Annotated in this window: 16 protein-coding genes; 12 read left to right on the forward strand and 4 right to left on the reverse strand. The window is 47.0% G+C overall.

What is annotated here, in order from left to right:
• Window positions 1–1,653: DUF885 domain-containing protein (locus tag V5298_RS07535; protein WP_332930848.1), on the reverse strand; the 1,653-nt coding region annotated here is incomplete at its 3' end.
• 297 nt (window positions 1,654–1,950) lie between these two features.
• On the opposite strand from V5298_RS07535, the gene V5298_RS07540 reads away from it, so the two are divergent.
• Window positions 1,951–3,087, forward strand: coding sequence for a methyl-accepting chemotaxis protein (locus V5298_RS07540; protein ID WP_332930876.1), 1,137 nt, complete (start codon window positions 1,951–1,953; stop codon window positions 3,085–3,087).
• Window positions 3,088–3,142: 55 nt separating this feature from the next.
• On the opposite strand, the gene V5298_RS07545 is transcribed toward V5298_RS07540, so the two are convergent.
• Together V5298_RS07545 and V5298_RS07550 are read right to left on the reverse strand one after the other, a co-directional pair.
• Window positions 3,143–3,361 carry a hypothetical protein gene (locus V5298_RS07545; protein ID WP_332930849.1) on the reverse strand — a complete coding sequence of 73 codons (219 nt, stop codon included), beginning with the start codon at window positions 3,359–3,361 and terminating at the stop codon, window positions 3,143–3,145.
• 216 nt (window positions 3,362–3,577) lie between these two features.
• Entirely contained in the window at window positions 3,578–4,507 is a 930-nt protein-coding gene (locus V5298_RS07550; protein WP_332930850.1) for a LysR family transcriptional regulator, read from the reverse strand.
• A 116-nt stretch (window positions 4,508–4,623) separates the two neighbouring features.
• Between V5298_RS07550 and V5298_RS07555 the strand changes: the two genes are divergently transcribed.
• The 9 genes from V5298_RS07555 to V5298_RS07595 all read left to right on the forward strand — a co-directional run bounded on the left by V5298_RS07555 (window position 4,624) and on the right by V5298_RS07595 (window position 13,721).
• A complete protein-coding gene (locus tag V5298_RS07555; RefSeq protein WP_332930851.1) occupies window positions 4,624–5,280 on the forward strand; it encodes a nitroreductase family protein in 657 nt (218 codons plus the stop codon).
• A gap of 313 nt (window positions 5,281–5,593) precedes the next feature.
• Window positions 5,594–7,117 carry a leucyl aminopeptidase gene (locus V5298_RS07560; RefSeq protein WP_332930852.1) on the forward strand — a complete coding sequence of 508 codons (1,524 nt, stop codon included), beginning with the start codon at window positions 5,594–5,596 and terminating at the stop codon, window positions 7,115–7,117.
• Window positions 7,118–7,208: 91 nt separating this feature from the next.
• Entirely contained in the window at window positions 7,209–7,280 is a 72-nt protein-coding gene (pqqA, locus tag V5298_RS07565) for a pyrroloquinoline quinone precursor peptide PqqA (protein WP_332930878.1), read from the forward strand.
• Window positions 7,281–7,457: 177 nt separating this feature from the next.
• Complete coding sequence (gene pqqB / locus V5298_RS07570; protein ID WP_332930853.1) at window positions 7,458–8,381, forward strand: pyrroloquinoline quinone biosynthesis protein PqqB; 924 nt, start codon at window positions 7,458–7,460, stop codon at window positions 8,379–8,381.
• A 26-nt stretch (window positions 8,382–8,407) separates the two neighbouring features.
• Window positions 8,408–9,166 (forward strand): pyrroloquinoline-quinone synthase PqqC, encoded by a 759-nt coding sequence (gene pqqC / locus V5298_RS07575; protein WP_332930854.1) that lies wholly within the window; start codon window positions 8,408–8,410, stop codon window positions 9,164–9,166.
• The gene (pqqD, locus tag V5298_RS07580; protein WP_332930855.1) at window positions 9,166–9,432 is read left to right on the forward strand and encodes a pyrroloquinoline quinone biosynthesis peptide chaperone PqqD; all 267 of its coding nucleotides are present in this window, start codon (window positions 9,166–9,168) and stop codon (window positions 9,430–9,432) included. The genes pqqC and pqqD overlap by 1 nt, the downstream gene beginning before the upstream one ends.
• Window positions 9,422–10,546, forward strand: a complete 1,125-nt coding sequence (pqqE, locus tag V5298_RS07585) for a pyrroloquinoline quinone biosynthesis protein PqqE (protein ID WP_332930856.1) — start codon at window positions 9,422–9,424, stop codon at window positions 10,544–10,546. The genes pqqD and pqqE overlap by 11 nt, the downstream gene beginning before the upstream one ends.
• 12 nt (window positions 10,547–10,558) lie before the next feature.
• Window positions 10,559–11,785 carry an insulinase family protein gene (locus V5298_RS07590; RefSeq protein ID WP_332930857.1) on the forward strand — a complete coding sequence of 409 codons (1,227 nt, stop codon included), beginning with the start codon at window positions 10,559–10,561 and terminating at the stop codon, window positions 11,783–11,785.
• A 46-nt stretch (window positions 11,786–11,831) separates the two neighbouring features.
• The gene (locus tag V5298_RS07595) at window positions 11,832–13,721 is read left to right on the forward strand and encodes a monovalent cation:proton antiporter-2 (CPA2) family protein (protein ID WP_332930858.1); all 1,890 of its coding nucleotides are present in this window, start codon (window positions 11,832–11,834) and stop codon (window positions 13,719–13,721) included.
• Between the two features lie 62 nt (window positions 13,722–13,783).
• Here the strand turns inward: V5298_RS07595 and V5298_RS07600 are convergent, their stop codons facing one another.
• The gene (locus V5298_RS07600) at window positions 13,784–15,847 is read right to left on the reverse strand and encodes an amidohydrolase family protein (RefSeq protein WP_332930859.1); all 2,064 of its coding nucleotides are present in this window, start codon (window positions 15,845–15,847) and stop codon (window positions 13,784–13,786) included.
• A gap of 302 nt (window positions 15,848–16,149) precedes the next feature.
• Here V5298_RS07600 and V5298_RS07605 point away from each other — a divergent pair, with 302 nt between their 5' ends.
• Entirely contained in the window at window positions 16,150–18,174 is a 2,025-nt protein-coding gene (locus V5298_RS07605) for a TonB-dependent receptor (protein ID WP_332930860.1), read from the forward strand.
• 436 nt (window positions 18,175–18,610) lie between these two features.
• Window positions 18,611–21,190 (forward strand): CotH kinase family protein, encoded by a 2,580-nt coding sequence (locus V5298_RS07610; RefSeq protein ID WP_332930861.1) that lies wholly within the window; start codon window positions 18,611–18,613, stop codon window positions 21,188–21,190.
• Window positions 21,191–21,192: the final 2 nt, after the last annotated feature.

The following is a 21,192-nucleotide window of genomic DNA, read 5'->3' on the forward strand; positions in this document are numbered from 1 at the left end:
CGACAAGGATGTGCCGGTGGTTGCATGGAAATAATCAATGGCCTGTTCCCGCGTCCAGTGCTTATAGTGTAATCCGGTATCCACGACTAATCGCACGGCGCGATAGAGTTCGGCCTGCAGGCGACCGAGATTGCCAAGAGGATCATCGTCGTACATGCCCATGTATTCACTGGTAAAGTATTCTGAATACAAAGCCCAGCCTTCAACATACGCATTATAAGGGGCATTTTGCCGCAAAAGACCGATATTTTGCTGCGCCATATTCAACGCAATCTGGAAATGATGCCCAGGCACCGCTTCATGGTAAGTCAGGGTTTTAAGTCCAAACTTTGGCACCGCACTCATATCCCGCAGATTGATCCAGTAGATGCCAGGTCGCGAACCGTCCAATGACGGCGGCGAGTAGAAACCACCGGCTTCTCCAGCCTCGGATACCGGCGGTATACGTCTTACCTCAACGCCTTGTTCTGGCACGGTGCCATAATACGTGGAGGCCTTTTCCATCACCAAATGAATTTGCTCATTTAAGTAGGTTAAAAGCGCCTGTCGTCCTTCATCGGTGGTGTCATACACCTGACCGGGTAGCATGGCCAGCATTTTCATCCGTTCCCCAACGGTACCGTCACTGTAGCCATTGGCTTTTAAGATCTTATCCATCTCGGTGGAAATGCGATCCACTTCGGTTAGGCCAAGCTGATGAATTTCTTCCGCTGACATATCGGAATCGCCCAGGAAACGAATTTCGTGACGATAAAACGCCTCTCCCTGAGGCTGTGACCATATCCCATCATTGTTACTGGCTATGGCTTCACTTTCTAACACCGCATCTCTGGCTCGGTTATAGGCCGGATACACGACGGTTTCTACCAACGCGGTAGCCTGAGCCACCCACTCTTTTCGCTGGGCTTCAGTGACACCGTCTATCTTTTTAAGTTTAGCGGCAAAGGTGGTTACCAACTCATGCTGTGCGGGCTGTGCTTCAAGAAAACGGTTAAAAAACGCCAGGGTTTTAGGATGGAGTTTTTTTGGCAAAATAATGCCATTTTCTTCATCCGCTTTGAATTTCCCCACCACCTGATCCACAAACTCTCCCATCTTAGCAAGACGGATTAAGTAGGCCTCAACCTCCTGTTCGTTGGACACCGACTGCTGTACCTGCATCAACTTGGGCACATCAATTAACGGGCCGGAAATCTGGTTGATAATATACGGCAGGTGTCCCCCCCAGGTATCAATATAGCCACCGGAAAAATCCACATCGCCCGTGTAATATTCAAAAATATTTGTCAAGATCTGCTGGTGCATTTTGGCATCTTGGTTTAAGTGTTCAGTCTTGACCCGACTAAGGGCTTGCTGGGCTTCCTCCATGGTCTGCTGTAGCCTTTTCATGCCCACCACAGAGTAATCTGGAAAACGACTGTTATATTCTCCCCCCGCTTGTTCTTGAGGGACGGCCAGCATCGTGGCTAACGTAGGTTGTTGGTGTAAAAACGCCTGGGTGTAGTGGTCGACTTGCTCGTCCAGCAACATGCGTGCAGCATTGATCTCGTCTTTCGATTGGGTCTGGATTTTTTCCTCGCCAGGTGCGGAAGGCTGACAGCCACAAAGGCTTCCAGAAACCAATAAGGCAAGAGCAATTGTATTTAACTTCATATAATCCCCTGAAAATATTTTTAATTATTGATGTCTTGTTGCGCTAAAACTTGTGCTTTCATCACAAAAAAATCAGAAAAAACAGGTTTTATGATGTATATCAATTTTTATACGTCTTAAAGTAAATCAATACATAAGCGGTCGACATTTGTTTTTTGATTGCGGTATCTTAGACTTCTTTGTCATCCAGTTATCATGAGTATGTTCCTCGCCTTTTACAAATATATTGAGAAAACTTTTTTTCATACACTGACCAGAAAAATCGTAGGAAATATTGGTTTTTTATTTCTTTTGCAAATGGTAATTTTCTTTTTGCTCTGTGGCAGTCTGGAAAAGACACAAAATAGCGAGAGTAGTCTGTTTGAACCCGCATTAATTGTGACCCTTCTCATGAGTATTGCCGGTTTTGTATTTACCATCTTTTACCTGCGCTATCTCATTGTCAGACCGGTAAAAGCCTTACTGGCTACCTTGCACAATATTAACCATACCCAAGGCGATTTGCGCACGCAATTACCTGCCTTTACACAAGATGAATTTCGCGATCTCTCCGACGCCTATAATCTGTTTACCCACAACTTAGATACACTGATGACACAAATTCAGCAGCAAGCCCAAGGTACGTCTAAAACCAATAAGCAGATGGCTGATATGGTGGATAATGCATCGATTAAAGCCGAACACCAAAAAACCTACAGCCATGAAGTTGCCGCTAAAACCCGTCGGGTCAATGAAGGGATTGAACATATTGTACAAGAAAGCGAAGAAGTCGCCTTAAGCAACAAGGAGAATCTGGCCGTAGCCAACAACGCCAATGGCACCTTAACCGCATCTCAAACCCAACTGCGGGAAATCATTCGTTTACTTTCCAGCTTTTCGAAAACCGTGTCCGGTTTACAGGACAATGCCGGGAATGTGAGGCATATTCTAAAAATGGTTGAGGAATTTGCCGATCAAACCAATCTTCTGGCGTTAAATGCCGCCATTGAAGCGGCTCGTGCTGGTGATGCTGGGCGAGGTTTTGCTGTGGTCGCGGACGAGGTAAGGGCCCTTTCTGGCAAAGTTGCCGATGCCACACAGCAAATAAGCGCATTTTTAAATGATATGGAACGGCTGGTGCTTGATACCCAAAAAGAATCCGAACAGTTGATTGTCGCCTCCGGCAATATGGAAGAAAAACTGAATGGCACAATGAAAACTTTCAGCAAGATGACCCAAGACTTTCAGAAAAACATGGCGAATTTTGACAGTATTACCCTAGAAGTGGACACCCTCAAACAGCAATATCAAGACACCTTGCATGCGGTGGATAATATCACCGCGCTCAGTGATAACATGCAGCAACAATTGCAGGATATTCGACAAAAATCCATCGCCGCCCAAGGCCTTGCGCAGACCACCACATCACAACTCACCCAGTTTGTAGAAATATAGCCGTTTAAAAATAAAAAAAGCCCTCCATGAGGGCTTCAAAACAAGTATAAAGCAACTAGGCTATACGTAATGCCGCCATAGACTTTATTGGTATAGGAAAGGGATAACTGGCGTCGAGGATCACTTTGCTTCCATCACTAAATTCATATTCCGTCAATGTTTCTGAAAGAGGGTGACAACGTTTACACATTCTGAAACATTGTAACCAGACGTGGGCTTCGTCTGTCCTAATGGCTTGCTCAGCTTGTGTGCGATGTATTGCAGATACAGTCATGTTGATATCTCCGATAAGGACCTGAATGCTTTCGACGAACTACCTGCGAAAGAAACCTAAATATTGAGACACTTACTTTAGTGAAACATTCCATGAAATACTTTGATCTACTTCAAGTATGCTTTCAATATAAAGATAGCTGAAATTACAACCTTAATGAGAATTATTTATTAAATAGATCTAACCGTCGGTTATAACCGACGGCGGGTAGTTAACTCAGTGGGAAACAGGGTAGAGGTGTTGCTGCTTTAGGTGGGTAAAAACGGTGTCACATTTTTCGCTAATAAACTCTCTGAGTAAGCGAACCGGGGGGGTAATTAACTGTCGGGTTGGACAGATCAACCACAAATGGCTCCGGGGCGGTGCATGGGATAGCTCAATCGGTTTGACCTTTCCTGCCAGCAGATCATCGGCCATATCCAGCAAGGATTTATTGGCGATCCCCTTTCCCGCCACACACCAACGACGCACTAATTCGGCATCGTTAGAGGCGCGATTACTGCGCATTCTTACCTTGGTTACCTGACCATCCGCTTCAAGATCCCAGTGGTCATAGACCTTGTCATACAACTGATAAAGCAAACCGTTGTGTTGTTGTAATTCCTCAAGTGTTGTGGGAGTACCAAACCTGTGTAAATAGTCATTAGACGCACATAAAATGCGAGGCACGTCGCAGATTTTAAAGCCGTAAATATTGGCATCTTTCGGTGAGCCATAGCGCAGGGCTAAATCCACCGGATCACGATAAAAATCGATATTGCTGTCGCTAATGTGTAATTTTATACTCAGGCTCGGATGCTTCACCATAAACTCATCTAACCACGGCAAGATTTTATTGCGGCCAAAATCAGAAGAAACCGACAAACGGATTTCCCCCTCTATTTGATCTTTTTCGCTACGAACTTCCTGCTCAATATTCCCCAGCATATTAAACGCCTGTTCCAGGGTGGGCAGAAATCGCTCTCCTGCTGGGGATAAACGCAGGTGGCGGGTGGAACGGATAAATAACTCGGTGCCGAAATGCCGCTCTACGCGCTTAACTGCGGCACTGGCGGTGGCCGTTTGCACAGACAGGTGCTCACCGGCAAGTTTAATGCTTTGAAACTTCGCCACATTTATAACAATCCGTAAATCATCAAGGTTCATAATATCAATTTATTTTTGATAATTATTCAAATATTATCGTGTTTTTATCTAAAAATATAGGGGTTACACTAGGCCCATTGACGTAGAGACTGTCTGTAACCATTTAGGAATTATGTATGACACACCCCATTATTGATGAATTGAACACCCGATATACGGTTAAACATTACGATGCTACCCGCAAAGTGTCCCAACAGGATATGGACGTAATTTATGAGGCTCTTCGCCTGTCACCGTCATCCATTAACTCTCAACCGTGGAAATTCATTGTTATTGAAAGTGATGAAGCAAAACAACGCCTGCACGACACTTTTGAACACAAATTTCAGTTTAATCAAAAGCATGCAAAAGCGGCTTCCCATACAATTTTGTTTGCTTACAAACCACAATATCGCCGTGAAGACTATGGCCGGGTGATCGACAAGCAAATTGAAGATGGTCGAATGAAAGCGGACGAAAAGGATCAAGCCTTTGGCGCCTTCGCCTTTGTGGATCTCAATACCGATGAAGAGGGCATAAATGCCTCTTGGACTAGGGCGCAAACTTACCTAGCACTGGGTAATGCCATGCATACCGTGGCCCGACTTGGCATCGACTCCACCCCCATGGAAGGCGTAGATAAAGATCTTATTGGCGAAATTTTCGCTGACGAACTAGACGGTTATGTTTGTGAAGTTGCGCTGGCCATTGGCTATCATGACGATAAGGAAGATTATAACGCCCCCCTTCCTAAGTCTCGCCTGGCAAAAGAAGACGTCATCACGGTACTGTAAGATACGGCCTTGTAATACCGAGTATGATTCAATTGAATACCATGTTAGGGGCAATCTGAATTAATCTAGCATCAGATTGACCTAACACGGAAGCTAAACAATGAAAGCGATTGTACTTCTTATGGATAAAATTTACCCTTTCGAAGCCCTATCTGACGCCTTTGAGTACCAGCAATCCGGTGGTCATTTTGGTAAAATCTGTGTTACCTGGTAAGTACCTTTAAGCCGATACACTCTTGTGTATTGGCTTTGCTTTTTCAGTGGTTGTTCGCCACTATGGCACCAAGATCCTTTCTTTCGTCAAAGACATTTTATGCAAATTACAGTGACATCTCCTTCCACGGCAAAGACCCCCTTTGACACCGCCCTTGTCATCCCTGTTTTTGAAAATGCTCCCCCTGCGCTAATAGATACGCTATTCAATAAAAAGGCCTCGGTTGTGGCCCAAAAGCACCTTGCTAGCGAACACTTTAGCCCAGAGCTCGGCACTGTCCGCTATCTTGTGGATTTACCCCACACCCCGTATTCTCATATTGTGTTTTTGGGATTAGGAGAAAAGCACGCCTTCAATGGCTATCGCTGGAAAAAGGCCTTGCTAGGTGTGACCGACCTTATCGGCCAATGGCGGCCAAACAACCTTGCCATCGCCCTCCCTGATTTCCCGTCTATGCACGAAAGCTGTATGACGCTAGCTTGCTTGGCAGGCGTGGATTTACACTACCAGTTTGCCCATTATAAAACCGACTCCCCCCCTCGCACTGGCTTTGAAAACCTGCATATCATACCGTCTATGACCATGGAACCTGACGAGCAAAGCGCCATGGAACGCAAATTTAACGCCCTTGCCAAAGGGATGTCTTTAGCGAGAGATCTGGCCAATAGCCCGGCTAATCATTGTACGCCACACACCTTTGTCCATACGGCTTTAACCCTGAGCGAACAATACCCTGACGTTACCTCCCATATTCTTGATGAAGTGACCATGGATAAACTGGGCATGGGCGCTTTACTTGCTGTGGCGAAAGGTAGCCAACATCCTCCTTACCTTTGCGTACTGAATTATCAAGGCACCGACGCCAACACCCCGCCCTATGTTTTTATTGGCAAAGGCGTCACCTTTGATAGCGGCGGCATTACCCTTAAAAGCGCCCCTGGCATGCATAATATGATTTACGATATGGCCGGCGCAGCGGCGGTGACCGGACTGATTCAAACCGTGGCGGAATACCAGCTTCCCCTGAACATCAGTGTGTTGGTGCCCACGGTGGAAAATATGACTGACGGCGGCGCTTATCGCCCCGGAGATGTAATCACCACACTCTCGGGTCAAACTGTAGAAGTGATCAGTACCGACGCTGAAGGTCGACTCATTTTATGTGATGCCCTCACCTATGCCTTGAGCTTATCGCCAAAGGTCATGATAGATGTGGCCACCCTCACCGGCGCGGCTATTACAGCCCTTGGCCATGTTGCCAGTGGCTTAATGAGTAACACCCCCTCCTTGGCCCGTGCCCTTTGCCAAGCAGGCGATACGGCCCATGATACCGCATGGGAAATGCCATTGTGGGACGATTATGATGCCCCCCTTGCGTCTACCTGCGCGGATATGAGAAATGCCGGTACCAATGCACCTGGCATGATCACCGCAGCCAGCTTTTTAAAGCAATTTGTCGCACACACACCTTGGGCGCACCTAGATGTGGCCGGCACCAGTTTTACTTACGGCAAAGGAGGCAGCGCTACAGCACGGCCGCTGCCGCTGTTATTTCAATACCTTTTAGACCAGGCGCATTGTGATGCCTCCCCTCCTCCCAAAGTAGTAAATAGCGGAATTTAACTGACGCCAAAGTACTATATTTTTCCCCCATACCCTGGCATATAATCGAAGTGAATGTTAAATCATCGTTAACAAAAACAGGAGCTCCATTATGTGGACAAAGCCGCAATACAGTGAAATGCGTTTAGGGTTCGAAGTCACCTTGTATATAAAGAACCGCTAAGGATCCTGTTAGCTACAGCCACGATAGGTTGTATTTAATCAATTGGATCTTTGCGCATGCACACTGGTACACATTGAAGTACTGGTGAAGACGCGCCACGACAAAGGTTGCCTTGCGCAGCCTTTTTTATTGATTTTTCACCCGTAGTAAAACAGCGGGCAATGTAGCAGGTGATGTATGCATATTCGCGTTCTCGGTGCTGGCGCCGGTGGTGGCTTTCCACAATGGAATTGCCATTGTCGCAATTGTAAAGGTGTTCGTTCAGGCACCATTAACGCCCAAGCCCGCACTCAATCAAGCATTGCAGTATCGGCAAACGGTGAAGATTGGGTATTAATCAATGCTTCACCTGACATCCGTCAGCAAATAAATCAAACCCCGGCCCTTTGGCCCAAAAGCCAAACCCAGCAACGGGGGACATCGATTCGTTCGATCATTCTTACTGACAGTCAAATTGATCATACAACGGGCCTATTAACCTTGCGTGAAGGCCTCCCCCTGCCGGTCTATTGCACCGATGTGGTTTATGAAGATTTAACTGATGCCTTTCCCCTTTTTCCCATGCTAAAGCATTGGAATGGTGGCTTACAAAGACGGCGCATTAAGACCGATGAAGATGCCGCCTTTACAGCAGAAGGCGCCGAAGGATTAATCTTCAAACCCATCGTATTAGCCTCGAATGCCCCGCCCTATTCTGCCTATCGGGATAACATAGTGCGGGGGAATAATATTGGCTTGCAGATAGAAGATAGCCGCACTGGCAATAGCCTTTTCTATGCGCCGGGCTGTGTGCAGGCCAGTCCATTAGTGGAACGCACCTTAGCCCAAGCTCAGTGCGTACTTTTTGACGGTACCTTATGGCTGGACGACGAGATGATCACCAATGGATTTAGTCAACGCCTTGGTACCCAAATGGGCCATATGCCCGTCAATGGTGAAGAGGGTGCGGTGGCGTTATTGAATCGTTTTGCCATCAAAAGAAAAATTCTTATTCATATTAACAACACCAACCCGGTGCTCGATGAATCATCACACGCGCATCAATACCTTTTGGATAACAATATCGAATTGGCCTACGACGGTATGCATATTGAACTGTAACTTAACCACCATAAGGAGGGGGCCCTATGACCAGCCACACAGCTTGGAGCCGAGACGAATTTGAACAACAGCTCAGAGCAAAAGGGGAGTATTACCATATTTACCACCCCTTTCATCAGGCTATGAATGCCGGCAAATGCAGCAAAGCGCAAATCCAAGGGTGGGTCGCCAATCGATTTTATTATCAGGTGTGCATTCCCGTGAAAGATGCGGCGATTTTAGCCAATTGTCCCGATATGAACACCCGCAGAAAGTGGATCCAACGTATTTTGGATCATGATGGTGAAGAAGGGGATCCCCGATTAGGCGGTATTGAAGCCTGGTTGCGTCTTGGCGAAGCCGTGGGATTAACCCGGGATGAATTATTAGACGAAACCCATTTATTACCTGGGGTGAAATTCGCCGTTGGCGCTTATGTTAACTTTGCCCGCCGTGCTACATGGGAAGAAGCGGCCTGCTCTTCCTTAACGGAAATGTTTGCACCAGAAATTCATCAAAGCCGCTTGGACACCTGGCCCACCCACTACCCTTGGATTGATGACGAGGGATTTAGTTACTTTCAAATGCGACTAAGTCAAGCACGCCGAGACGTTGATCATGGATTGGCCATTACCCTTGATCATTTCACCACCTATGAACAACAAAAAAATGCGTTAAATATCCTGCAGTTTAAATTGGATGTGCTCTGGTCCATGGCTGATGCCATCAGTTTAGCCTATGAGTTTAATAGAAAGCCCTTTACCGGTATTAGCGATCAATCCATTTGTCATAAGGGGATGCTGTAATGCCTGTTCCAATTCGCAATAAGCTGTATAAATTACAATTTGAAAAAGCCCAGGATTGCTATGTCCTGCTTTATCCCGAAGGCATGGTAAAGCTCAATCCCAGCGCGGCAGAAATACTCTTGCAGGTAGATGGTGTTCACACCGTTGAAGCCATTATCGACGCATTGAAAAGGAAATTCCCACAAGCTCCTGACAGTATCAGCGACGACATTCAAGACTTTCTTAACGAAGCGGAAAATAAGGAGTGGATCCATTATGAACAATGAGACGACGCCCACACCCGGCCCACCACTATGGTTATTAGCTGAAGTGACTTATGCTTGCCCACTGCATTGTGCCTATTGTTCTAATCCGGTGAATCTGACGGCAAAACAGGATGAAATGGATACCAGCCACTGGTTGAGAGTACTCAGTGAAGCCCGGGAAATGGGCGCTGTACAACTGGGTTTTTCCGGCGGCGAACCCTTATTACGCAAAGATCTGGAACACATGGTTGCCCACGCCAGTGAACTGGGGTTTTATACCAACCTCATTACCTCTGGCATCGGGTTAACACAGAAGCGCCTTGCCGCATTAAAAGAAGCCGGCCTTGATCATATTCAGCTGAGTTTTCAAGCGGCGAATGCCGACACCAACGATCTTATTGGTCATCGTCGCCATGCCTTTGCCAATAAACTGGAAGTGGCCAAACTGATCAAACAATACGACTACCCTATGGTGCTGAACTTTTGCCTGACATCGCAAAATATCCATCAAATGGATGATGTTCTGGCCCTCAGTTGCGAACTTGATGCGGATTTTGTCGAACTGGCGACCGTACAATACTATGGTTGGGCTTATATTAATCGCGATCAACTGCTGCCCACCCAACAGGAACTTGAACAGGCAGAAGCCAAACTCAATGCTTTTCGGGCAAAACAGCAAGGAAAGGGACCGAAATTTATCTTTGTTTCTCCGGATTACTATGACCAACGCCCCAAAGCCTGCATGAACGGATGGGCATCTACATTTTTAACCGTAGCACCAGACGGTTCCGCCCTGCCTTGTCATAGTGCCAAAATTCTACCTCTGACCTTTCCAAACGTGCAGGAGAAATCCTTAGCCGAAATCTGGTATCAGGACTTTTCCTTTAATCAATTTCGCGGCACCGATTGGCTACCTTCCCCCTGTGCCCAGTGCGATGAGAAAGAAAAAGATTTTGGCGGCTGTCGCTGTCAGGCGTATATGTTAACCGGTGACATGTTTCAGGCCGATCCTGTATGTGCCAAATCGCCTCATCACCATACCATTAAAAACGCCATCTTAGCGTCTCACAAAAACAAGAAAAAAGCCCTGATATTGCGGGATCCGAAAAACAGTATTGATGTGTTAACCCTCTAATCTATGGCTAGCGTGTATACCAGTGACAATGGCACAACAATACTGCATGACACCCAATGTACCGACAGCTATGGTGCGGTTTTTGTCATCAATACGCCGGTATATGACTATACCGGCATCGCTCATGTGGCGGAGCATCTGATCTTTCGAACATCACCATCGTTTCCAAGCCCCCATAACCTGTTTGCCACCTTGGCCTTGTCCCCCCTTTCCATCAATGCCTCCACCCAGGGCGATATCACCATGGTCTTTGCGCAAATGCCGGTAACGGCAGGATCGCCTTCTCGCTTTCTTGAGGCAATCGCATTTTTGTATGCCGGAATCATTAATCAGCAATACACCGACAATGAGATTAAACAGGAAAAAGACGGGGTTATTTATCAGGAACTCAGATTTTATGAACGTCAACGGCCATACACCCACGCCATTGAAAAATGGATAGACAACCCAGACCTGTATAGCAACAGCGAGGTTGCCACCTTATGCGCCGGGGGATTTTCCCGCCCGCTAATGGCCTTGTGCGCCAATGACATCCTTGCCTATAAACAACGCTGGTATGCTTCGCACACTATCACCCTTATTACGAACTTTCCCAATCAAAGACAAATACAACAAACCCTCGCCGCCTGCGCCGACGCAGTGCCAGCGAAGGGGCGAAAATCATATCAAAAACATGAGATACCGGCCCTTACACAGCAACAAAAGCCCCTTTTTGGCTACGCTAAGTTTTCCGAGGTCATTAATCGCCTTATTCGTCTTTATAGTGAATTAAATCTACCCATTTATACTCGTGCCAGCCCATGGACACCACCGGCTTCCATAGCACCTCTGTTCCATGATACTAAAATTTCAACGCCACCTTGTGATATACTCGGTGCTGATCCAGTCCGCGCCACATTGGCGGAAAAGTGGACAAATCAGCCCCACCATGGGTTGAGAAATCTGCCACCACTTCCCCGCTACCTTGGTGGGCAATGGTCAGCGTTTCGCAACCAAGAGTTAACCGTTAATACCACGAACGACTGGTACCTTGCGCTTTCGTATCACGCCGTAGATAGTCAAATGTTAAGTAACCTGATCATGGACAGCCGATTCTGGTTACCGCGCACTGCCGGCGAATGCTATACCCAAGGCATTGCCCGTCACGATGAGCAGATCATATTATTTGGTGTTAACGACAAACAGGTCGAGCATCGTCATCACTATGCAGACTGGATCCTTCAACAACTTTCAGGTTAATTTAACGACCTTGTGCCCCACTATGATGTTTTGCAGGACCCATTAAATGACAGAATATTTATTACAGGCTTTCATCTATTTGATTGCAGCAGTGATTGCCGTGCCCATTGCAAAACGTCTGGGATTAGGCTCGGTACTTGGCTACCTTATTGCTGGCGTATTTATTGGGCCTGTCCTAAACCTTGTGGGCAATGAAACCACCACCATTCAGCATTTTGCCGAATTCGGTGTGGTCATGATGCTTTTTTTAGTGGGCTTAGAACTTGAGCCTAAAGCGCTGTGGGCCATGAAAGGCCGTTTAATAGGTCTAGGTGGCATACAGGTAGGGTTTACCGCCCTGTTTATTTGCGCCATCACCTCCGCATTAGGACAGCCTCTTTCCATTGCCTTGGTGGTGGGGCTCATATTTGCCCTGTCCTCCACCGCCATCGTATTACAAACCTTCCAGGAAAAAGGTCTACAACAAACCGAAGGGGCAAAGAACGCCTTCTCCGTTTTGCTTTTTCAGGATATTGCCGTTATTCCTATGCTCGCCATTATTCCCTTGCTGGCATTACCGGAATTGGCCGCCATGTCGCAACAAACTTCCGCCCACGACACGGACAATGTCAGCCTGGTGACAGGTCTGCCCGGTTGGCTATACGCCCTTATTATTATTGGCTCCGTTGCCTTGGTAACGGTAGGGGGGCATTACCTCAGTCGGCCTTTGTTTAAATTTGTGGCTTCCTCGGGGCTTAGGGAAATATTTACCGCCACGGCATTAATGCTCATTATCGGTATCGCCGCGCTGATGAGTCTGGTTGGGCTGTCACCTGCCCTCGGGGCTTTTCTTTCTGGGGTAGTACTTGCGAACAGCGAGTTTAGACACGAACTGGAAGCCAATATTGAACCCTTTAAAGGCTTGCTGCTGGGGCTGTTTTTTATCACCGTAGGCGCTGGTATTGATGTACAGGTGCTCACCGACAAACCCGTGCTTATTGTCTCCCTTACATTACTTGTTATGGCCGTAAAAGCGGTGGTTTTGTATATCATTGCGCGGTTATTTAAACTGCAAGATGGCAACAAATGGCTATTTACATTAAGTTTGGCCCAAGCCGGTGAATTCGGTTTTGTCTTACTCAGCTTTTCGGCGCAAAACAATGTGTTGCCCAACAGCATCATTGCCACCTTATCCTTGGTGGTTGCTTTGTCTATGTTTCTAACTCCCGGATTATTTATCCTGTTTGATAAAGTGATCCTTCCTCGGTTAGAAAACAAAAGCAATGAACGCCTGGCCGATACCATTGATGAGCCAGGATCAGTGATCATTGCCGGTATTGGTCGCTTTGGTCAAATCGTAAACCGACTGCTCCTTGCCAACGACTTTAAAACCGTGGTGCTGGATATCCGCTCTGAACAAATTGATGCCATGCGAAAAATCGGTACCCATGCTTACTTTGGTGATGCATCAAAACCAGACATGCTGCATACCGCCGGTATTGAGGAAACCTCCTTAATGGTGGTGGCCATCAATAACCGAGAAACAACGGTGGATATCGTCAAATACGTCAAACATGCTCACCCTCATGTGCGAGTGCTGGCACGGGCGTTTGACCGCGGTCATGGCTACCGTTTACGCCAAGCCGGCGCCGACTATACCGTATCGGAAACCTATCATTCTGCGTTGGAATTAGGGGCAGAAGCGTTACGCACCTTAGGGTGTAACCCCATTCAAGTGGCCAGACAAAAAGCAGCCTACAATCGCATTGAAGCCAAACAAAGCGACACCCTGTACAAAGCATGGAAAGATGACGCCAGTGGTGAGCGGGTAGACAATAACTACCTAAAACTCTTCGCCCAATTAGAATCCCTTATTCAGCAAGCACTAAATGAAGAGGACGATGATAAAGGCGGCCAACCACACACGCCCGTGCCCATTAGCAAAGATAAACGTTAAGGCATGATTGAATAAATAAAAGGAAATAGGTGCCGGGAATGCTCCGACACCTAGGGTTTAGGTCAGGGTGCCACTGACGGTAACGGCGTAAAAGGTTGTATGCCGAATTGCGGATAAATTTCGGTGGGGAAAAGCACCTTACCATCGGTGATCACCATGGCGACCTTCTTAATCGCTTTAAGATCTTCCACAGGATTGCCCGAAACTAAAAAGAAATCGGCCAGTTTGCCTTCCTCAATGCTACCCAGTTTGTCATCTTGACCAAGATAGCGCGCCATGTCGTAACTGCCACGGGTTATCACTTCTGCCGGGCTCATGCCAAAGGATTGAAATAACTCCAGTTCCCGGTGCAGTTCAAAAGCGCCGCCCATATCGGTACCCGGTACAATTAAAATGCCTTTTTTGTGCATGTACGCGAGGGTTTCAATGATTTTATCAAAGGCCTCACGATAGGCGTTATCTTCCGCTTCATCACTGACATTGAGCATCGCCACCTTGGCGGAACGCTGAACATCAAGAGGCATATGGTCAATATAATCCACCATGGCGGTGCGGGTTTCACCATTACGGGACAACATGCCGTTTTCGTGGATCACCGTGGTAGGATCAATGGCAATATTTTTTTCCACCATGGCGTTAAGGGTGCGTTGCACCTTGTCGTTGTTTAAATCCAACCCCACAAACCGTTTCATACCGGTGATACGAAACAGCGTGCGGGTATCTTCATCACGCTCAAGTACCCAGCCCAACATCAATTGGTTAATATGGGTGATCTCGTCATAGCCCGCGGCGATCATTTCATCGGCATTAGAAAATGCTGGCACATGTCCGGCTACTCGCATGCCTCGTTCATGAGCGGCTTTGGCCATAGCAGGTACCCACTTACCGTTAATGGAGTTGTATATTTTTATCTGATGATAATCACCCCGATCGGCATACATGTTTACCAAAGCTACGGCTTCTTCTTCGTTACTGGCTAATTCTCCGGTTGCCGCACTAAAGGGGCTTTTGCCTTCAATAAAACCACTTTTATAAATGCGGGGGCCAATTAACGTGCCATTACGAATATTTTCCACTAGGTCATCGAGCACCTCAATTTCATTTCCCATATCCCTCACCGACGTCACCCCGGCCAACACATTAAGCAGGGCATCATTGTCTTGCATATGCCCGTGCATTTCATATAGGCCCGGAATGAGCGTGCCAGCGGCGCCATCAATGGTCACTTCGTCGGCTTTTGGCTCTGCCACAACGGCCTCGATAGCAACAATATGACTGCCCTCAATGAGCACGGAGCCTAAATCACTTAATGTACCTTGCTGAGGCTGGAAAATACGTACATTGTTAATGCGCACCGGTTTGTCGTATAAGTGAGTGTAGCGCTTGGCTATATCGTGAAACCGGTTGGCATTCAGCTCGGCAGTGAGTTCCCGCAAACGTTGTTCTTCATGAATAAATTCTGGCTTTACTACCGCAAAACGGGGCGACACCACAGCCACTAGGTTATTGTTTTTATCCGTTACCAAATATTCAGGATCCATAAAGATCCCACCTATAGCATATAAGGTGACTTCCTGCTGTTGTTCAGAATCTTCCGCGCTCAGAAGCAGACTTTTCTTGGCCTCTAAGGTGAGTGTTCCGCCAGGGATAGCCGGATACGATGAAAGCTTCGCCTCAATTAAGGGCTTGGCGAAAAGGTAAAGACCATAAGGGCTGGTATACTGTGAAATATACATCCCGTTTTTGGTAAAGGGTATTTCCCCTTCTTCTGAGGATGATTGCCAACTCCCTACGCCTTCTTTTACTTCAAACGTTTCTTCCACATGATTGCCAAATACCGTTTTCCCCTCAATATGCCAAGACACGGGGACACCGGCCTCATTAAGACTGACGGATTCCGATGAACTAGCCCCCCGGCCATTATTACTAAAACCAAACTCAATAAATTGTTTTTCGTTTTCATGTTTAATCACCAATGAGCCCACTTTCGTCCCGCCAAATAGCACAGCAAATGTCTCTGTTGCCTCCGGCGTCTCATCCGCGGTAAGTGTTACTTCAGGATCTTCGTTTGGCGTACATGCGCCAAGAGCAAAAAGCGTCATTAATATCAGTGCTTGGGTTTTCATTCTTTCTCCGTCGTGCTGTTTTGTATTCCTTCAGTCCCTTACTTTACAGTATTCGCTTTAGCTTACTACTCCCGAAATGACATTTTGTTAATACATTTTACATCCAGGTTCGTCATGTACGTCATTTTCCCCGTTCAATAGCATTGCCTCTTCCCTTATCTTTATTGAAAAATAGACACCATTTGTCATTCGTACAGATACCCAAGGTTTTGATAAGAGGTATCATCGACAACGGGTGTCGAACATCGTCGGAGAAGCCCGTTGTGCTCGCCGATTTTGGTACTTATAAGGGCTGTTTTATTGTGAGAAATGTACTTTTAACCGGCTGCATTGTGGCATCAAGCCATGTGACTGCCCACGGTTTCGACATCGAACAAATTGAAGTTGTTGGCCGACAAACCCGCCTTATCGGCGATGCCATTGCCGCTTCATCAGGCATTATCGGGCAGGACGAAATTGCCAATCGACCGCTCCTGCGCACCGGTGAGATGATGGAACTGGTGCCGGGCATGGTGGTTACCCAACACAGTGGTTCCGGCAAGGCAAACCAATATTTTTTACGGGGTTTTAATCTGGATCACGGTACTGATTTTAGCACCTCGGTCAATGGCATGCCGGTGAATATGCGCTCCCACGGACACGGCCAAGGCTATACCGACTTAAACTTTATTATCCCCGAATTTGTCCACCATATTTCATACAGCAAGGGGGCATATAGTGCATTGCAAGGAGATTTTTCCACCGCAGGTTCAGCCTCACTCAGTTTAATCTCTGCCCTACCTAAAGACATCATTTCCATGTCAGCGGGTGAAGACAACTATGTGCGAGCGGTGGCGGGAAAATCCTTCCACACCGAGGCTTCATCGATATTTATTGGTGGCGAGTTAAATACCTATGACGGCCCGTGGACGGATATTGAAGAAGACGTGGAAAAGGTCAACGGCTTGTTCAATCTCACCACGAGAACCAACCGGGGAACAATCACCGTCACAGCAATGGCCTACGACAACAGTTGGAATTCCGCCGATCAGATCCCCTCTCGTGCCGTAGAGAGTGGATTAATTGATGAACTCGGCTCCATCGATCCCACGGTGGGGGGAACCTCCAGTCGATACAGCCTGTCCACAAACATTACCATTGATGATTTTTACGTGTCGGCCTATGCCATCGACAGTGATCTCGATTTGTTCTCTAACTTCACCTATTTTTTATCTGATCCGGTAAATGGCGATCAGATTGAACAAGTGGACAAGCGACAAATATACGGCGCAGAGGCCGGCTATCATTTTTCCGCCAGCCCCACCAATATGGACTGGACCCACCTAGTCGGGATGCAAGTACGCGTCGATGACATTGGCGAAGTTGGCTTGCACCACAGTAAAGAGCGGGTACGTTTTAGCACGGTAAGCGATGATGTTGTCGATGAACGCTCATTTTCTTATTTCTATCAAGGTGATTTATTACTCAACGCCCGCACAACCCTTCGTTTAGGTGCACGTTACGATTATTTTGATGTGGACGTAGACAGTGATACGCCAGAAAATTCGGGCAGTAAAAATGACGATATCATGAGTTTTTCAGCGGGATTAAGCTACATATTCTCCACCCGCGTTGAAGGCTATATTAATGCCGGTCAATCTTTCCATTCTAATGATGCCCGCGGCAGTACCTTGACCATTGATCCAGAAACCGGTGAAGATGCCGACCCCGTAGATTTACTGGTAAAAGGTAACACTGCCGAAATGGGCTTACGTTACTTTACCAGCAAAGCTCTCAACGTCTCGGCATCCCTGTGGTATTTAACCTTAGATTCCGAGCTCCTTTATGTCGGTGACGCTGGCAACACTGAAGCGTCTCGCGCTTCCCGTCGCTACGGCGCAGAAGTCGCCGCTTACTACTGGTTTAATGATACCTTCAGCGCCGATATGGAATTGGCCCTCACCCACTCTCGCTTCAAAGGAAACGAAGACGATGAAGGCAATTACATTACCGGTGCCCTTGGTGAAGTGATAAGTGCCGGGCTTACTTGGCAATTTGCATCAAATTGGGACAGCAGTTTACGTTTACGCCACTTTGGTCCCCGCGCCCTAGATAGCTACAGTGATGTAGAATCAGACAGCCTTACCGTCGTCAATGCACAGGTAAACTGGAAAGATAAAAATTGGGCCGTTACCTTGCAGGCGTTAAATCTCTTTGACAGCGATGATCATGACATTGATTACCTGTACGAATCCCAGTTGCAATCAGAAAGCTCCGCCGTTGAAGATGTGCACTATCACCCTATCGAACCTCGCACATTGCGACTGAAAGTGGCCTATGCCTTCTAAGTACATTACACATTTTGCTCAATAAGGTCAGCCTGATTAAGTACCATCAGGCTGACGAGCCAAAAATGCCATACCTTGCGGTTATTTTGGTATGTGCTATAGATAGGCATGTAGGCATAGCGAACGCCGCAAAAAAACAGACATCGCCATGCCCGCCATATACATAATAACAACCGGAGATGCCAACATGGCGAACAAAACCAAAGCCCTGAAAAAAGAAATTAAGGCACGAAAAGCAAAAATCGCAAAACACGAAGGCAAAGTGAAAAAACTCAAGAAAAAACTTAAAAAAGCCCAATAACCCCCAATTAAAAAAGTAGCTTCGGCTGCTTTTTTAATCCATCTGCACAAATTCTCCATTATTTCTGCACCGTCACTGCGCAATTATCCTGTAAGTATACATAATTGACATATATTGACTATCAGGGATCGGTTCATGCAGTGGCGCTACGTCTTTCAACTCGTTTGTTTTTTGGTGATCGTAACAACGCTTAATGCTTGTGGTTCTTCCGATACGACCTCTGACACCACCTCCGACGATACCACCGCCGAAGATGACAGCAGTGAGGACGAAAGCACTACAGTAGCCTTGGTGGTAAACGAAATCGTTGCCGCTGCCGAAGATGATGGCAATGACTGGATTGAGCTTTATGCCAATACCGATATTGCTGACCTGTCCATTTATAGCGTGGTGGACGATGATACCGATCACGAGGCGCAAACCTTACCGGCGGTGGCCTTATCTGCCGGTGAATTTATCGTGATTCAAGCGGTGGATGAAGACGACATCCCCACCGATTCTGACTATTACGTCACCTTTAAGTTAGGCAGTGATGATGCCGTTTATCTTTATGAAGACGCTACCCTAATAAGTCAATTGGACTGGCAAGACGGAGACGCAGAAGAAGGATACAGCTATGGCCTTTATGAGGATGGCACAGGTACGGCCCAAACCATGTTGCCCACCCCAGGTAGTGCCAATGAAGCGTTAACGGAAGAGGTGGTGGTAGCAGACACCATTATCAACAACGACGCCAAACTGCGCATTAATGAAATTGTTGCCAAAGACGAAAACGACGGTTATGACTGGATTGAGTTTTACGCCACAGGGGATGAATCAGTTTATCTTGGCGACTACACCGTGGCCGATGAAGACGGCGAGCTATACTCACTGCCTGATGTCACCATTGCTGCGGGGGAATTTTATCGAGTCTATGCCACGGATGATGATCTTGATGACGCAGAAACCGTGGGGTTTAAATTGGGCTCATCCGATGAAGTAAGCTTGTACCTTGGCAGTGATCTAATCGATTATTTAAGCTGGGATAAGGGAGAGGCATTAATCGGCTACAGTTATGGCCGTTACCCTGACGGTAGTGACGGGACTTTCACCCTTTCCCCCACGCCCTTAGCCAGCAATACCACCGCCACCCATGGCCCCCTTGTTATCAATGAAGTGGTTGCCTCAGCCAGCGATGATGGCGACGATTGGTTCGAGTTGTATAACAACAGCGACAACACCCTCTTATTAAGCGACTATCAAGTCCTCGACAGCAGTGATGATATAGACGCGGTAAGTTTACCTGATATTTCATTAGCGCCCGGGGAATATGCCGTTATCTACGCCACCGAGACCGATCCGGGTACCAACTATGTGCCCTTCAAACTGGGGAAAGAAGATGAACTGAGTCTCATCAAAGATGACGAAACCCTAGACTATCTTGAATGGCAGGACAGCGACGTATCTCAAGGCTATAGCTATGGCCTGACCACCGATGGTGGCTGGACGGTTAACACCCTGGCAGTAACACAAGGCAGTGCCAACGAGGTGGCGACGGTTTATGATCAAGATGTGGTTGAGTCCATATATTTTGAAATCGATGAAGACGAGTGGCAAGACCTCCTCGATAATGCTCTCGATGAGGAATATCACCTGGCCTCCGTGACCTATAAGGATGTGACCTTAGACGAAGTGGCCATCAGAACCAAGGGGAACTCGAGCCTAGAGTCTGTATATCAATCAGGTAGTGAACGCTTTAGCTTCAACATTGATGTTAACGAATACGTAAGTGGGCAAAAATTGTTAGGCATGGAGAAATTTGTGCTCAATAACATGTATAACGATCCCTCCTATATGCGTGAGTATATTGCCTATGAGTTAATGGACGATATGGGGGTGGCCACGCCGGAACACAGCTACGTAAATGTGTATGTCAACGGCGAGTTGAAAGGATTGTATTTGTTGGTTGAGTTTGTCAACGAAGAATTTATTGTCAAAAATTTTACCAATACCAACGGTGATTTATACAAACCCGATGGTACAGGCAGTGATCTTGTATACATTGATGACGACTTTTCCAGTTACAGCGGCGTCGAGTTAAAAACCAATGAAGATACCTCAGATAATGGCGCATTTTTAGATTTGGTTTACGCCATGGAATACGATGATGACTTAAGCGTCATTGATGAAGATTCGGTACTGCGCTATTTGGCGGTCAGTGTGTCATTATCAAATTTAGACAGTTATCACGGCTCGCTTGCACACAACTATTACATCTATGAGCAAGACAATGTCTTTTCAATGATACCTTGGGATCTCAATGAGTCCTTCGGCACTTTTTCTCAAGGCTGTAATAATGTTGATATCCGTGAACTCTATATTGATGAGCCCACGGTGGGAGCCCTATCGGAACGCCCACTAATCGCGAAGGTGTTAGCCGATAGCGATAATTTGGCCACCTATCATAGCTACTTAAACACCCTTATAGACGGGCCTTTATCCAGCACCGAGTTTGCCCTGCGGGTGGCCACCCTTGATGCCCTTATCAATGACGATGTGGCCAATGATCCAACGGCATTTTATTCCTATTCTGCTTATGAACAAAACCAGACGTCGAGCGTGGGCAATTTTTACGGATTAACGTCGTTTATTAGCTATCGCGTGGCCAATATGACAGAACAACTTGATGGTAGCATCCCATCACAAGGTGACGGCAGCGGCTTCTGTAGCCGTTAAGC

The organism is Alteromonas sp. 14N.309.X.WAT.G.H12 (assembly GCF_036697315.1).
Taxonomy (GTDB): domain Bacteria; phylum Pseudomonadota; class Gammaproteobacteria; order Enterobacterales; family Alteromonadaceae; genus Alteromonas.

Excerpts from the sequence above, each read along its gene's own strand:
- V5298_RS07540 (WP_332930876.1), top strand. The coding sequence starts at position 1,951 with ATGGTAATTTTCTTTTTGCTCTGTGGCAGTCTGGAAAAGACACAAAAT.
- V5298_RS07545 (WP_332930849.1), bottom strand. The coding sequence starts at position 3,361 with ATGACTGTATCTGCAATACATCGCACACAAGCTGAGCAAGCCATTAGG.
- V5298_RS07550 (WP_332930850.1), bottom strand. The coding sequence starts at position 4,507 with ATGAACCTTGATGATTTACGGATTGTTATAAATGTGGCGAAGTTTCAA.
- V5298_RS07555 (WP_332930851.1), top strand. The coding sequence starts at position 4,624 with ATGACACACCCCATTATTGATGAATTGAACACCCGATATACGGTTAAA.
- V5298_RS07560 (WP_332930852.1), top strand. The coding sequence starts at position 5,594 with ATGCAAATTACAGTGACATCTCCTTCCACGGCAAAGACCCCCTTTGAC.
- pqqB (WP_332930853.1), top strand. The coding sequence starts at position 7,458 with ATGCATATTCGCGTTCTCGGTGCTGGCGCCGGTGGTGGCTTTCCACAA.
- pqqC (WP_332930854.1), top strand. The coding sequence starts at position 8,408 with ATGACCAGCCACACAGCTTGGAGCCGAGACGAATTTGAACAACAGCTC.
- pqqD (WP_332930855.1), top strand. The coding sequence starts at position 9,166 with ATGCCTGTTCCAATTCGCAATAAGCTGTATAAATTACAATTTGAAAAA.
- pqqE (WP_332930856.1), top strand. The coding sequence starts at position 9,422 with ATGAACAATGAGACGACGCCCACACCCGGCCCACCACTATGGTTATTA.
- V5298_RS07595 (WP_332930858.1), top strand. The coding sequence starts at position 11,832 with ATGACAGAATATTTATTACAGGCTTTCATCTATTTGATTGCAGCAGTG.
- V5298_RS07600 (WP_332930859.1), bottom strand. The coding sequence starts at position 15,847 with ATGAAAACCCAAGCACTGATATTAATGACGCTTTTTGCTCTTGGCGCA.
- V5298_RS07610 (WP_332930861.1), top strand. The coding sequence starts at position 18,611 with ATGCAGTGGCGCTACGTCTTTCAACTCGTTTGTTTTTTGGTGATCGTA.